Below are 12,460 nucleotides of genomic sequence, written 5' to 3'. Positions count from 1 at the left end.
AAAATGAAAGGCTTTCCGACATGAGCGACCCTAATTTCCCTCCACAGCAGTACCCAAATCCCAGTCAGAGCCAGCGGGCACAATACGACCAGCCGCGACAGCAGGTCTACCAACAGCCGCAGTATGCGCAACCGCAAGCTAACCCATATGCGACCGGCCAGCAGTATGCGCAGAACCCTCAATACGGTCAACCCCAATATCAGCAACCGCAGTATGCACAATACCAGTATGGTCAGCAACCGTATGTGAATCCGCAACCTGCCGACACGGGGTCGTTCGGATGGGTGGTATTGGGGTTCTTCTTCCCTATCGTCGGACTCATCCTATTCCTCATCTGGAAGACGGAGAAGCCGGTGAGTGCGAAACAGGCCGGAATGGGAGCGCTCGTATCGGTCATCGTCAGCGTTGTCTTGTGGCTTATTGTCTTCATGCTCGCTCTCGCGGCTGGAAGCGCCGCAGTCTATTAACTTTTTATGAGCTTTTAGCCCACCTGTGTTTATCAGGTGGGCTTTTCTCGTAAAAACCTCTTTTCATAAGAAATCGACCTTATACTCCCCTAAGATGAGGTTGTAATACTAAAAAAGATTGTTCTCCATATATTGGAGAACCACTTAAACAGAGAAGACGCGACCCTCCTCTATCTCAACGCAAGGAGCGAAACAAAAATGACAATGCCGCAACAGCCTCAAGTCAACGTGAACATTAATCAACCGTCCATACCGCAACAGCCTATGGCTCAACCCCAAAACCCAATCCGGCAGAACAGTCTCCGAACCAAACGTGGACTGCTTAAATATCTTCTGCTTGGACTCGTCACCTTCGGCATTTACGACATTTGGCAGATGAGCGAAGTCGGCACCACGTTGAATCTCATCGCCACGCGACGTGACGGCAAACGCACCATGCATTATTGTCTCATGTTCTTCCTGCTCGGCTGGCTGACCCTTGGCATCGGCTGGCTTGTCTGGTTCCACAAGCTCAGCTCCCGTATCGGCACCGAACAGGCCGCTCGTGGACTACCGGTAACGGTCACTGCCGCAACCTACTGGCTGTGGAACATTCTCGGCTCTCTCATCATCGTCGGGCCATTCATCTACACATACAAGCTTCTGCACGCGATGAACGACCTGTGCGCCGACTACAACGTGCGCGGCTGATACATGCTAAACTGGATTTGTCCACATAAGCAGAAAGAAAAACGATGTCAGCATTTATCATTGGACTTTTCGTCGGAGTGTTCATCGGCATGACTGTCATGAGCATGTGCGTAATTTCGAAGCAATCCGACAACAAGCGTATCATCGACACCCACGCCGACAGTACGGAGGATTCCATTCCCATGGGGAAGGATTAAGCATGTCCTGCTTGCGGAAAAACATCGGACAAGGCATCCGACTGGCCATCTCCAGCATCCTCGTATTGTCGCTTCTGACCGTCGGCACGCCCGTATCCGCGAATCCGGCCACAGGAAGCATCCCCGTCGGACAGTCAGCCACACAAGTGTTGGGCACGCTCACCGTCGGAGTGAAATCCAATGCGTCTTCCGACCGCAAGTCCCACCAGTGGAACAAGGTCGTTGGCAAAACCGGCAATTACACGACCCGCGATTTGGTGTTGGAACGCGACATGGATAACGTGACCTACACGAGTCGAGGCAACGTGAACACTGGCATCCTACTGGAACCATACACGGGTCAGACCATCCACTTCCAACGTGGCACGTCGAACAAGACCGAGGGTGGAAGCGCTTCCAACCGTGACGGTGGCATTCAAATCGACCATGTGGTCGCCTATGCGGAAGCGTATCGTTCCGGCTTGGACAAGCTCGACTTCGCCCAGCGAGACGCCTACTACAACGACCCCGACGTCCTGCTCGCATCCCAAGCGGAAGCCAACAATGTGAAAAAGGACGGAACCATAGCCGAATGGGAGCCTTCCAATCAAGCATTCCAATGCGATTATGCGAGTCTGCAAATCGGCATCAAAGCCAAGTATGGGCTGATGGTAGACCAGAAGGAGCATGATAAGCTTGCACAAGTATTGGCTTCTTGCCCAACTGAAACCATTATTTCCACCAGTCAGGTGAAACAACGGTTGACCGGTGGAACATCCGGCTCGAACACTACCGGCAATTCCGATGACAATACGAACGGAAGTAATAATCAGAGCAACCAGCCCAACGGTTCCACCAGTGGTAAAAACAATTCGCACGCAACAAACAAACACTACATCACCAGTACCAAGAAGAACTGGGTCAAGAACCTATTCAACGGACTCCTAAAACGATTCTTCTAGAACAGCCGTCGCATAATATCCCATCACGCTCCCCAAATTGAATAGGGGTGTGGTGGGATATACTTATTTGTTGTAAGAAACCGCGCACACTGTTCTATCAACCTTGGTGAGAGTGTGTCAGAAGAAAGGAAGTTCGATGACCGAATCGAACCTGAAACCAATATCCCAAGTTCCTGAAAGTCCAACACCACCGTTGACTCCTCCGGCCACGCCAACCTCGACCGTTCCTTCGGTTCCAGCGACCAATCCAGTGGAATCGGCTTCCGAGACCGTTCCGGCACAGGCTGTTCCGTCAACCGCAACACCGGCGGCTACCACTCCCCTGACTTCTCCGACTGAAACGGTACCATCCGTTACTCCGGTTCCGCCGGTTGTGAATCTTACCCCATCGGTCACTCCTCCAGTCGAACAGTCCACTCCGGTACAGCCGATTGCAACACCGTCACCAACAGTCACTCCAACTCCGACAGTGCCGCCGACCGTCCAGCCGAATCTCTCGGAACCAGTTCAGTAGACTTTCCAACCCCAAACACCGGTACAGGCAGACCCGACCGTACAAACAGCCACTGTTCCAACCTCTGCTCCAATGCCGGAACAGGCTGGTTATGCTTCCCAACAAGCTCAGGCTCAGGTTCCTCCGCAACAACCGTTGCCGCCGCAAGGGCAGATTCCACCGCAGGGCCAAGGGCAACCGCAACATAGCGGCCCGCAGAAGCCCCTCTCCTCACTGGCTGTGACCGGACTTGTTTTCGCTATCATCGCCATCGTTCTCTCTTGGGTGCCACTCATTAACAATCTGGCATTCATGCTCGGCATTGTCGGCCTGATTCTCGCCGTATTTGCCTTGCACGCGACCGGTAAGAAAGGCAAGAAGCGTGGGCATGGCATGGCTTTGACCACACTCATCGTATCCATTCTTTCTCTAGTACTCGTATTAGGTACTCAAAGCATATACAGTTCCGCCATTGACAAAGCCGTATCCGACACCTCAACCTCATCATCCGCTTCTTCCCCTACTAAGAAGGACTCTTCCAAGGCTAACAAGCAAGAAACAAAAAAACACAAATGCGGTACAAGACATGGAGGGAGACGTTGGCGGCAAAAATTATCATGTCAAAATTGATTCCCTCGTCAAGTCTGTTAATGATGTTGAGGGGAAACCAACTGTATTGTTGACTTATGAGCTGACTAACAATAAGAATGAAAATTCTGTGCCAGCCGAAACTACCCCTCAAGTGTTCCAAAACGGGCACCAACTTGATACCGCCGTTTATTTTGACCCTGTTCCCGAAGGTTATGACGCTAATTCCTACTTGAGTGCTATTCAGCCGGGAGCCACTGGAACCGTAACTTTGGGTTATGTACTTGAAGACGAGTCAAACCCTGTTACTGTTGAAATCTCTGGAGATTATGGTCTTTCCCATCAGAAGGTTACTCACGAGTTTGCTATCCAGTAGGATTCGTTGACCGCAGAATAAAGTAGTCCCCGCTATCCGAAAATGGATGACGGGGACTACTTGTATGTCAGCTATGTTCTTCGTCCCATTTGTCCAAAGTTTCCAGCAGGTTAGGTAATCCGAAATAGTCGTATGATTGCCCGTATTGTTTCCCGCCTTTGGTTTCATACAGTATGGTCATCATTTCCGGGTCATCACCGCAGGTTTCGCAGACGGCTTGGCAGAAGGGCATGTAGTCATAGTCGGTTACTTTGACAGGTTCGTCTTCGCTTCCGTCGAATAGTTCGGGGGATTTGGTTTGAAGTACCCGCATGAGTAGTTGTTTTGTTGTTGCCATTCTTTTAATTGTAGAGCATGATTTTTCGCATTTTTTTACTCATGTTATACTGAATGTGCTCACATGCCCTATCAAAAGGAGCGAAAATGAAAAAGCCAAAAACCCCAATCTACAATCCCGAAGACCTGAAAGCACTCTTATTAGGAGAATGCCCCTACTGTGGCGGAAAAGCGACCGTCACGCTAAACCAGCAGAAGGAATATACCTCATTGAGTGACTATCCCGCAGGATTTTTCATCTACGGGTGCAATGTGAAATGTGAGAACGGATGCGACTTAGTCCACTTCTACATTCCATGTGATGGAGACGAATGCCTACTCCTGAACGAAGCCCTCGACGCCTACCGTAAGGATTGGAAGCATATGTGCGATATGGTGAAGAATCCAAGTCCTTGCGGAATGTGCGACGTCAAACCGAAGTGGACTGTCACATCTGATTCCGCTCGTATCGAATGCCCCAAATGCGGTAGAAGTTTCCAAGACGATTACAAGTACTACCATTTAGGCGATTTGATATTGGAGTGGGAGAAAGACCAGCGGGAACGTTCGAAAGCAAAAGAGGCGGAGGTCAGACTGAACAATTGGGCCTTATCAGAATGAGTGGAGCATATCATGCAAGAGCATTGGTTTAAAACGCAACGTAGAGCGTCGTCCGTCCTCAAATGGGCTATGGATATGAGCCTGAACGGTTTTCCTACAGAAGAGGATAATCCACTCTATCTTGAGGGTTGCCGGGGCGCATTATTCGACATTACGACGAAAGCCCATGAACTGGCCGACAGGGAGGATTGGTTCACGGACAGGGGCGATTACAGTCCCTACATGAAAATGACGTGGTGGCTTGAGCCTGAGAAACGGTATGAGGCTCAGGAGGGACATTCGGACGCATACAGAGAAGGCTATCTGGCCGTAATTGACAAATGTGTCGAATACTGCCATACCGTACTTGACGGCGACATGTACTCCCTGCGGCTCAAAACACTTCAAGACCATGTGAACTATCTGACCGCCTTAATCGACTGGGATACCCGTTGGATTGAGGTCGGATATTCAAAACAGGTGGAGAAACTTGTCGAAGCCGAAGACTTCATTCATGCGTCAAGCCTGAAAATGAAACGGGATAGGTTAAAAGCTTCCATCGGCAAGAAACAGCAACTACTGGAGTCAGCTCGAAAACAGTTGGAACGGTTCAAGCAGGAGTCGCAAACCGAGGGATTCCGCAAGGACAATGTGGATATTGACGGGCAATGCCGGTTTATCAATCCTAATACCAACCTTCGATGCGACAGGAAAACCGTCAAAGGAACCCGTTGGTGCGAAGACCACAAGGACGAATGGTGCGACGAATGCGGTAGACACGCCACACGCGTCCTCCATTGTATTGGCGTAAGGATTACTCCACGTCTGTGCGACCGGTGCAAGGAATACACAGGAGAGTAGGCAGGAGAACGATAATGTCTTACAGGAAATGCGACGAGAGACTTGGCAGAGTGCTCGACAGGTTTAACCCCGATACGCCCATATTCCTCTACTTCAAGGACGGCACCGCATACTTCGACCGTGGAGTATCCAAAGCGGGTGAACTATACGATAATCCTTATCTTCGCGGCTTGCACTGCGTTTGGAAGCGTAATTCCCAGATTGCCGGTTGGCGTGGATGGGAGTTGGGTGTGGATACGCCGTTCGATTCTAGTAAGTATCGGCGTCTAGAAGAGGACGAACAACTCCGGTTGCTCAGACAGTTCATCGATGGGGACGATTTGAGGCATATCAGACAGATTGCCGAAGCTGGGGACAGTGGTCTGGTCGCGGATTTGGTTTCCATTCTGGAAGCTGTTCATGCTCGCTTGAAGGAGTTGGAGTAGTTCGTATGCTATACTGGCAGTGTTCACACAAAAACAAGTAAGAAAAAAGACGCGCCATGCTTAAACTAACCCAAGCACAACTCGAATACCTCTCCACACTGAAAGAACTCCCGGAAACAGAACATCCCGAAGACAAGTGCGCCCTCATCTGGGTAGGCGGCTCTCACGCCTACGGTATCGCAGACGAGCATTCCGACGTGGACGTTCGGGCGGCGACCATGCCAACCATGCGACAAATCCTCTCCCTCCAAGATTACGGGGAGAAGCACATGCCGGACTCCGACATGGTCGTCCGCTCCTATCTCAAAGTGGCGCGAATGCTCCGTGACGCGAACCCCAACATGGTGGAACTCGCCAACCTGCCAATCGACTGCATTCTACACTGCGACGACTACGGTTTCCGCCTATTGCAACTCGCCCGAAAGCTCGCCGTCAACACGAAATGCAAGTCAACATTCTCCGGATACGCCTACCAGCAGACCATGCTGGCCGAACGGCGTGAACATGAAGGCAACATGTGCAAAGCATATAAGGCCATGGCCCACGCGTTGCGCGTCTACCGTATGGGAGCCGTCCTGTTGAAGTCCGGTGAGGTTCAGGTGAGCCGTGTCGGTATCGACCAAGAGGAACTATTGGCTATCCGGCATGGCGACTTCGACCCCGAACAGTACGATTTGAAGCTTCTGGACGCCAAGTCCCGGTTCGAGGAAGCCGCCGAACACACCCGGCTCCCCCAGCCCGTGAGCGATACGGAATTGCAGGATATGGTTTTGCCTATCATCCACGAATACGCAAAATGCCTGTTCAAAGAGTGAGAGCATCAGTCCACAACAAGCCTGAAAAACGAAGGTTGATAGCGTGAAACCCCAATGATTCCAACGGTTTCGACACGCATACAGGTTTGACCAAACAGCCGTATCCCGTATACTTGATGTTGCGTTCAGCCGGTGGGTTGAACGCCTCATAATTTGACGGCTAAGTTCAAAAAGACTTTTGGTCTTTTTCTCCTTTTGGTCTGGCTTTTTATGTGTGGACATTCGAAGGCCCCGCCACTGTGCGGGGTCTTCGTTTAACTAAGGTCGGTCAGAACGGGTTGCCGTCAGATTCCCCGACTGTCACCGCTGGGTGAACAGGCGACCCCAACATTGGCATCACACCGGTCTTACTATGTCCGGAGTTCAAAGACTTTCGGCACGGGTACACTTTCAACCCGACCGGAAGGGTTTCCACGTGCAGTTCAGGCCAATTATCCTGTACCAGCCGCAACGCCTTTTTGAAATGTTCCCGGAACTTTCTTGGCGGCGTATCGGCAGAATCGAACTGCATCTGCAAGTTAGTCCAAGGCACAACGACTGGTCTGCGAATGTAATAGGTTCTACGTGCAAGCCATTGGTAGATGTCTAATGCCCTCGCTGAATTTCCCAGATTGAATGCTATATTCCGGTTGAGTGGAACAGGATTCTCGTTGAGGATGTTCCACATTGGTTCGGAGAATCTGATGTACGACCCTTTCAGATACTCTTTCGAGTGCTTGTCGAAGCAGATATGCGTATAGTCGGCTATAAGAATGTTGATGGCGTCATGAACCGTTTTACCGTTCCCGTCCTCGAACCAGTTGGTCACTTGGATGACGGTGCCTCCCAGATTGTCCAACATTTGAGTCACCCGTTCTTTTCTTCCGTTGACTGGTATTCCGGAATGTTCGCAGAATGAGCTGAATGTCTCGTCCAAGTGGACGGTCTTGTTGGCGGCATCGACCATTGGAGAGTTCTCCCTGATGAGGGTTTGCATGTAGAGAAGGAACATTCTGGGAATCTTGCCGTAAGCCCACTGTCCGTTCCTTGGCGTGGTTGTTATTGACACTATGCCGTTTGTTCGGTGGATGCATGGCGTGTCCGGTTTTCTGACGGGGAGCAGGGATACGACGGATGAGAGTGTGGCGGCATAGGAGATTGCCTTATTGCCGGGGTTGGTGATATCCTTGTTCACGTAACCATGTCCTTTCACTAGTGGTTGCTTTCACCCCGTTCCATTGCCGTGGAGCGGGGTTTCTTTTTTAGATTTTAGCAGGTTGTCTGCATTTTTCTTGCCGTGGATTTTTTCCTTATTTTTTGATTTTGAAAAGAGGTTTTCCTATTTTTGGAGATTTTTCCGGTTGACATTTGAGGACGGTTTTTTGACATTTGAGACGCTTTTTTGACATTTGAGGACGCTTATGTGCTCTAAGCCCTTATGGGAGTAAGGCTTAGAACACCTGCAATAGATACATAAGTAACAATAGATACATAAGTATTGTGGTATCGAATTTTTCTAATCGCTTATAAAAACGAAAAATCAGCAAAACACAAAAATGGATGAAATGATTTTTTACTATTTTTGTCTACTTTGCCGTAGACGTTTGTTCTCTCAATAAGAGGATACCTCGTGTGCTATAGTAGAACGGTTCACATAAGAAGACCCACCCGTTAAAAACGAAACCAAACCGGTTTCGCATGTTAGACTCCCCAAAGAGCAAAACCAGCTAAACTGGATATGTCCACAATCAGAGTCCAAACGACAAAAGGAAACACACGTATGGAAACCGGCCCTCAAAACAGTCTGCCCGACTGGAACGAAATCATCGAAGGCGCCAAAACCAAAACCGACGATACTTCGGAGCATGTGGGAAAGCATCGCAAAGGAAGCCGCGCCCAACACGGAGGCAGACCAGCCAACACGGTTTCCACCGGTGAACATGTACTCCAATGCTCCATCGGAATCATCTTCACCATCGTCATCATCCTCATCGCCCAAATCGGTTGGATGTTCTTCGGGCACGACTTGGACTCCATTCACACGCAGGTCGCAAACTCGAAAAGGGTCAGCCTGAACCAGAACATCGACTTGGATACGACCCGCATCGCCAAACCACAGTCGGGCGAAGTGCCGGTAGATGGCACTCCGACTCACGCGCAGGTAATCGGATGGATGTACATTCCGAAAATCGAATCCGGTTGGAAGCGTGCAATCCAACAGGGAACTGACCAAATCGTGTTGGACAATCAGGGTATCGGCCATTACGAGCAGACCGTCATGCCCGGTGCCGTAGGCAACAGCGCCTATGCCGGTCATCGAACCGGCGGCGACTTGGGCTACATCGACCGTTTGCAGACGGGTGACGCCATCGTCATCCAAACTGCCGAACACTGGTACGTGTACAAGATGACCGAAGGTTGGGTCACTACTCCGACCGACGTGAGTGTGTTGAACAATGACGGCGCGAACCCGGACTCCCGCGAATTGACGTTGACGACCTGCCATCCTATGAGCGTATGGGCTGACCAGAGCATCAAACACAGGTATATCGTCCGGGCGCAATTCTCCTATTGGGCGAACGTTTCAGACGGTATTCCCGCCGAGTTAAGCGCCGCCAACGGGAACGTCGTCCAGAAGGCCGGATACAAGTGGCAGAAGACCGTCCGAACCGTCAGCGCCTACGCTCCCGCGAGCATGATGTTCGCCGTGATTCTGCTTGTCGCGTGGATGGTCATGAACGGACTGTGCTGGCTGTTGTGGCGTGGGGAGCGGGAACGCAAGCCGGTGTCTTGGAACGTGCTCGTATTGTCTTGGCGTCTGCAACAGGGCGTCCTGCCGTTGCGCCTGTTGAACATGCTGTTGTTCTGGGGTGGTTTGGTTCTGCTGTTCTGGTGGTCTGTCAGCCCGCATTTCGACAGTTGGTTCCCGTTCCTGCAATCGGTGGGATTGCCGAACGTCACGTTCTGACCCATTCCCTGAAACATATTTTCCGCAAAAAACTAGGAGGTAGCCGTCATGCGGCAAACATATCTGACCAGTGACAATCCGACCGTGGTGAACCGACTGTGCAAGGACTGCCGCGAATACGCACATCAACGCGAACTGGAGGAATGGTTCGAAAACACCCACCATGTCCATCTGATGTGGAAGGAGGACGCGGATGGCAAGCGAACCGTCGAAGGAGTTGAAGCCGTCATGTCCAAGGAGACCCTGACCGTCCAAGGCAAAGGCGATTTGAAAGGCTACTGGCTCATGCCCATGAACGGCGTATACAAGCCATGCAAGAACAATGTTGAAGTATGGAGGATGCTCCGCCAATTCGAATGGCATCCCGGCCCTCTGCCGGGCATCGTCAGCTCATACGCGTATACGCCATACGTGGACATGTTTATCGAAGACGACAAAGCATATCTTTCCATGCCGGTGGAAAGCTGGGATGAATCATTGTGGCATAAGAGCACAAAGGGAACATTCCATAAGGCCGGGGAACGTTTCAACGATGACATTTCTAGGACAGACCGTTGATGCTTCATATCCTGACGCTCATGGTGATGGCATTCTCGTCCATCACACTGCTGTTGTCGTTCCTGTTCTTCCTCTCCGTACAGCACCCCCACCTGTTGGGAGTCAAGGTCGCAAGGAGTGTTCGGTTCGGGTGCGCGGGTTTTTCCGCTGTGACAGCCGTAATGGAATTTCTCCGTTGCGTCCAGTTCGGTAGCATAATATCCGGCATGTGCGGACTTATTTGGATTGCCACCGCGTTAATCTGGCTGTTTCTTATCCGCTGGAACGGTAAGTCCGACGGTTCGGACGGCTCTAACTTGGGAGACTCTTCGGAATGAGCGAGCAGGGTGTCTTCGACGTGTTGACTGCGATGTATGTGGTCGCGTTCTTCCTGTTCATCGTCGGGACGATAGTCTGGACGGTGAACAGAAGACGCGCCCGCAAACATCCCGATAAAGGGTATACTCCCCGCTGGATTCGCTTGGGAACGATAGTATGCTCACTATTGGTCGCCTTGTTGGAAATCTGCCTGTTCATAGGCAAATGGGGTTTCCTTGACGGACTGTCCTGCATATTGTGGATTGTGGTGTCGGCATTGTGGATTGCCGAATACCGTTTGGAAAGAAACCGAGAAAGGAAAGACGGCTGAATGCTTCCGTTCCGTAGATTCAAACGTGACGCGTACATGCTCGACCAATGTGTGACCATGGTTGAGGATACCGTTCACGAGATTGGCGAATACGTGAACAAGGATGAGGAGATGACCGACTCCATGACGCAAACGCTCTCCCACCTGTTGGACGTGTACAACGACTTGTTGGACGTGTTGGACGATGACGAGCTGACGGTCAATCCAAGGTTGCACTACCGACAGTATCCCCGTGTGAGACGGTATATCCGTGACTCCTGCAACCGTTGCCAGTCGGCGGTGGAACAGTTGACGCAACTGGTGGACATGCAGGATGAGTTGAACGATATCGAATGCTATGCGAACGGTGAACTGGATTTCGGTGGTGATTTCTAAAACAAAACCACCGATGTTATACTGAGATTGTTCACATAAAAAGTTTTGGAAGAAGGAAAACGCTATGGGCACACCATGCGTTATCGCCATGCGAAACGGCGAAGACTTGTACCGTTGGATATTCAGCCCTTACGACGGGAATATCCAATCCGTGGGACGTATGCTTTTAGACCATTACGACACTAGGGAGAAAGTGGAACGATTGATGGATAACGGCGACATCGACCTGCTTGCCCCCGCCGTCGAGGAATGCGAGCCGTTAAGCGAACGAAGCCCCTACTATTCCGGCGGGAAAGGTTCCAAGGACGAACTTCCGATGTTCGGTGAACTGCACGCGTACATCTGGCGTGACGGATACGGGTGGGGTTATCATCTGCTATTGAAATGATTTGCTTTCATAAGTAATCTTATACTATAATAAGTCTCATGTTGGTGAAGGAATGGGCACTGCTGGAAGGATTGCACCCGCAGACCGTGTGGAAGTGGTGTCGTCAGGGAACCATGCCCGTCCCCGTGGAGCAGACGCCCACGGGCATGTGGCTTATCCACGACCCGAAATACGAGACCGCATCGCAGTCGAATCCAGCGGATTCTCGCACCGTCTGCTATGCGCGAGTGTCCAGTGGCGGACAGAAGGAAGATTTGCAACGTCAGGCCGACCGGTTGAAGGCGTTCGCCGTTGGCATGGGCGTCGAACATCCCGAAATCGTCACGGAGACGGGTTCCGGCATGAACGACAGGCGGCGCAAGCTCAACCGGCTATTGGCCGACCCGACCGTGGGCACGATAATCGTGGAGCACAGGGACAGGCTCGCCCGTATGAACGCGGGACTGGTGGAGAGCGCGTTGAAGGCGCAGGGACGCCGAATCATCGTGGTGGACGAAACGGAACTGGACGACGATTTGGTGCGCGACATGACCGAGGTGCTGACCTCGTTCTGCGCGAGACTGTACGGACGCCGCGCGGCCAAACACCGTGCGGAGAAGGCGTTGGAGGCGATGCGCGATGAGCGCGTATGAGGCCGTCAGAATCCGTCTCGACCCGACCCCACGGCAGACACGGCTGTTGGAGTCCCATGCGGGCGGCGCGCGTTTCGCGTACAATCTGATGCTCGCGCACGTCCAGCGACAAATCTCCTTGGGTGAGAAACCGGACTGGACGTTGTACGCGATGCGCCGCTGGT

20 protein-coding genes are annotated in these 12,460 nt (G+C 51.6%); 17 read left to right on the top strand and 3 right to left on the bottom strand.

The window, feature by feature from the left end:
• The first annotated feature begins 20 nt into the window (after nt 1-20).
• The 4 genes from KSX58_RS05335 (at nt 21) to KSX58_RS05320 (ending at nt 2,295) form a co-directional block, all read left to right on the top strand.
• Nucleotides 21-467 (top strand): hypothetical protein, encoded by a 447-nt coding sequence (locus KSX58_RS05335; protein WP_217736062.1) that lies wholly within the window; start codon nt 21-23, stop codon nt 465-467.
• Between the two features lie 264 nt (nt 468-731).
• Complete coding sequence (locus KSX58_RS05330) at nt 732-1,157, top strand: DUF4234 domain-containing protein (protein WP_237976435.1); 426 nt, start codon at nt 732-734, stop codon at nt 1,155-1,157.
• Between the two features lie 44 nt (nt 1,158-1,201).
• A complete protein-coding gene (locus KSX58_RS05325) occupies nt 1,202-1,354 on the top strand; it encodes a DUF3789 domain-containing protein (RefSeq protein ID WP_217736061.1) in 153 nt (50 codons plus the stop codon).
• Between the two features lie 2 nt (nt 1,355-1,356).
• On the top strand, nt 1,357-2,295 hold the full coding sequence (locus tag KSX58_RS05320) for an HNH endonuclease family protein (RefSeq protein WP_217736060.1): 939 nt from the start codon (nt 1,357-1,359) through the stop codon (nt 2,293-2,295).
• Nucleotides 2,296-2,412: 117 nt separating this feature from the next.
• On the opposite strand, the gene KSX58_RS05315 is transcribed toward KSX58_RS05320, so the two are convergent.
• Nucleotides 2,413-2,751: a hypothetical protein gene (locus tag KSX58_RS05315; protein ID WP_217736059.1), complete on the bottom strand. Its 339-nt coding sequence runs from the start codon at nt 2,749-2,751 to the stop codon at nt 2,413-2,415.
• A 130-nt stretch (nt 2,752-2,881) separates the two neighbouring features.
• Between KSX58_RS05315 and KSX58_RS10435 the strand changes: the two genes are divergently transcribed.
• Both KSX58_RS10435 and KSX58_RS10430 read left to right on the top strand, forming a co-directional pair.
• The gene (locus KSX58_RS10435; protein WP_237976434.1) at nt 2,882-3,418 is read left to right on the top strand and encodes a hypothetical protein; all 537 of its coding nucleotides are present in this window, start codon (nt 2,882-2,884) and stop codon (nt 3,416-3,418) included.
• Nucleotides 3,375-3,752, top strand: coding sequence for a DUF5067 domain-containing protein (locus KSX58_RS10430; protein ID WP_237976433.1), 378 nt, complete (start codon nt 3,375-3,377; stop codon nt 3,750-3,752). Before KSX58_RS10435 ends, KSX58_RS10430 begins: the two co-directional genes overlap by 44 nt.
• Before the next feature lie 67 nt (nt 3,753-3,819).
• On the opposite strand, the gene KSX58_RS05305 is transcribed toward KSX58_RS10430, so the two are convergent.
• The gene (locus KSX58_RS05305; RefSeq protein ID WP_217736058.1) at nt 3,820-4,089 is read right to left on the bottom strand and encodes a hypothetical protein; all 270 of its coding nucleotides are present in this window, start codon (nt 4,087-4,089) and stop codon (nt 3,820-3,822) included.
• Between the two features lie 86 nt (nt 4,090-4,175).
• Here KSX58_RS05305 and KSX58_RS05300 point away from each other — a divergent pair, with 86 nt between their 5' ends.
• Genes KSX58_RS05300 through KSX58_RS05285 form a run of 4 tightly spaced genes read left to right on the top strand, consistent with a single transcriptional unit; the run spans nt 4,176 to nt 6,768 of the window.
• Complete coding sequence (locus KSX58_RS05300) at nt 4,176-4,688, top strand: hypothetical protein (RefSeq protein ID WP_217736057.1); 513 nt, start codon at nt 4,176-4,178, stop codon at nt 4,686-4,688.
• A 12-nt stretch (nt 4,689-4,700) separates the two neighbouring features.
• A complete protein-coding gene (locus KSX58_RS05295; RefSeq protein ID WP_217736056.1) occupies nt 4,701-5,528 on the top strand; it encodes a hypothetical protein in 828 nt (275 codons plus the stop codon).
• Between the two features lie 50 nt (nt 5,529-5,578).
• Nucleotides 5,579-5,953 (top strand): hypothetical protein, encoded by a 375-nt coding sequence (locus KSX58_RS05290; RefSeq protein ID WP_217736055.1) that lies wholly within the window; start codon nt 5,579-5,581, stop codon nt 5,951-5,953.
• A 56-nt stretch (nt 5,954-6,009) separates the two neighbouring features.
• Nucleotides 6,010-6,768 (top strand): nucleotidyltransferase domain-containing protein, encoded by a 759-nt coding sequence (locus KSX58_RS05285; protein WP_217736054.1) that lies wholly within the window; start codon nt 6,010-6,012, stop codon nt 6,766-6,768.
• Nucleotides 6,769-7,036: 268 nt separating this feature from the next.
• On the opposite strand, the gene KSX58_RS05280 is transcribed toward KSX58_RS05285, so the two are convergent.
• Nucleotides 7,037-7,942: a replication protein RepA gene (locus KSX58_RS05280; RefSeq protein ID WP_217736053.1), complete on the bottom strand. Its 906-nt coding sequence runs from the start codon at nt 7,940-7,942 to the stop codon at nt 7,037-7,039.
• 585 nt (nt 7,943-8,527) lie between these two features.
• Here KSX58_RS05280 and KSX58_RS05275 point away from each other — a divergent pair.
• The 7 genes from KSX58_RS05275 to KSX58_RS05245 form a co-directional block, all read left to right on the top strand.
• The gene (locus KSX58_RS05275) at nt 8,528-9,715 is read left to right on the top strand and encodes a sortase (RefSeq protein ID WP_217736052.1); all 1,188 of its coding nucleotides are present in this window, start codon (nt 8,528-8,530) and stop codon (nt 9,713-9,715) included.
• Nucleotides 9,716-9,763: 48 nt separating this feature from the next.
• The gene (locus KSX58_RS05270; RefSeq protein WP_217736051.1) at nt 9,764-10,273 is read left to right on the top strand and encodes a hypothetical protein; all 510 of its coding nucleotides are present in this window, start codon (nt 9,764-9,766) and stop codon (nt 10,271-10,273) included.
• 313 nt (nt 10,274-10,586) lie between these two features.
• Complete coding sequence (locus tag KSX58_RS05265; RefSeq protein WP_217736050.1) at nt 10,587-10,901, top strand: resistance to Congo red protein; 315 nt, start codon at nt 10,587-10,589, stop codon at nt 10,899-10,901.
• Nucleotides 10,902-11,276 carry a hypothetical protein gene (locus tag KSX58_RS05260; RefSeq protein ID WP_217752049.1) on the top strand — a complete coding sequence of 125 codons (375 nt, stop codon included), beginning with the start codon at nt 10,902-10,904 and terminating at the stop codon, nt 11,274-11,276.
• A gap of 64 nt (nt 11,277-11,340) precedes the next feature.
• Complete coding sequence (locus tag KSX58_RS05255) at nt 11,341-11,664, top strand: hypothetical protein (RefSeq protein WP_217752048.1); 324 nt, start codon at nt 11,341-11,343, stop codon at nt 11,662-11,664.
• Nucleotides 11,665-11,702: 38 nt separating this feature from the next.
• The gene (locus KSX58_RS05250) at nt 11,703-12,296 is read left to right on the top strand and encodes an IS607 family transposase (protein WP_217752047.1); all 594 of its coding nucleotides are present in this window, start codon (nt 11,703-11,705) and stop codon (nt 12,294-12,296) included.
• The coding region (locus KSX58_RS05245; protein ID WP_217752056.1) for a helix-turn-helix domain-containing protein at nt 12,283-12,460 on the top strand (178 nt) is incomplete at its 3' end. The genes KSX58_RS05250 and KSX58_RS05245, both read left to right, overlap by 14 nt.

Source organism: Bifidobacterium sp. MSK.17.10, assembly GCF_019129655.1.
Taxonomy (GTDB): Bacteria; Actinomycetota; Actinomycetes; order Actinomycetales; family Bifidobacteriaceae; genus Bifidobacterium; species Bifidobacterium adolescentis.
The sequence above is the reverse complement of the archived record's forward strand: the minus strand, read 5'-3'. Positions and strand labels throughout refer to the sequence as shown.

Coding starts and splice junctions, on each gene's coding strand:
- KSX58_RS05335 (WP_217736062.1), top strand. CDS start 21: ATGAGCGACCCTAATTTCCCTCCACAGCAGTACCCAAATCCCAGTCAG.
- KSX58_RS05330 (WP_237976435.1), top strand. CDS start 732: ATGGCTCAACCCCAAAACCCAATCCGGCAGAACAGTCTCCGAACCAAA.
- KSX58_RS05325 (WP_217736061.1), top strand. CDS start 1,202: ATGTCAGCATTTATCATTGGACTTTTCGTCGGAGTGTTCATCGGCATG.
- KSX58_RS05320 (WP_217736060.1), top strand. CDS start 1,357: ATGTCCTGCTTGCGGAAAAACATCGGACAAGGCATCCGACTGGCCATC.
- KSX58_RS10435 (WP_237976434.1), top strand. CDS start 2,882: ATGCCGGAACAGGCTGGTTATGCTTCCCAACAAGCTCAGGCTCAGGTT.
- KSX58_RS10430 (WP_237976433.1), top strand. CDS start 3,375: ATGGAGGGAGACGTTGGCGGCAAAAATTATCATGTCAAAATTGATTCC.
- KSX58_RS05305 (WP_217736058.1), bottom strand. CDS start 4,089: ATGGCAACAACAAAACAACTACTCATGCGGGTACTTCAAACCAAATCC.
- KSX58_RS05300 (WP_217736057.1), top strand. CDS start 4,176: ATGAAAAAGCCAAAAACCCCAATCTACAATCCCGAAGACCTGAAAGCA.
- KSX58_RS05295 (WP_217736056.1), top strand. CDS start 4,701: ATGCAAGAGCATTGGTTTAAAACGCAACGTAGAGCGTCGTCCGTCCTC.
- KSX58_RS05285 (WP_217736054.1), top strand. CDS start 6,010: ATGCTTAAACTAACCCAAGCACAACTCGAATACCTCTCCACACTGAAA.
- KSX58_RS05275 (WP_217736052.1), top strand. CDS start 8,528: ATGGAAACCGGCCCTCAAAACAGTCTGCCCGACTGGAACGAAATCATC.
- KSX58_RS05270 (WP_217736051.1), top strand. CDS start 9,764: ATGCGGCAAACATATCTGACCAGTGACAATCCGACCGTGGTGAACCGA.
- KSX58_RS05265 (WP_217736050.1), top strand. CDS start 10,587: ATGAGCGAGCAGGGTGTCTTCGACGTGTTGACTGCGATGTATGTGGTC.
- KSX58_RS05260 (WP_217752049.1), top strand. CDS start 10,902: ATGCTTCCGTTCCGTAGATTCAAACGTGACGCGTACATGCTCGACCAA.
- KSX58_RS05255 (WP_217752048.1), top strand. CDS start 11,341: ATGGGCACACCATGCGTTATCGCCATGCGAAACGGCGAAGACTTGTAC.
- KSX58_RS05250 (WP_217752047.1), top strand. CDS start 11,703: ATGTTGGTGAAGGAATGGGCACTGCTGGAAGGATTGCACCCGCAGACC.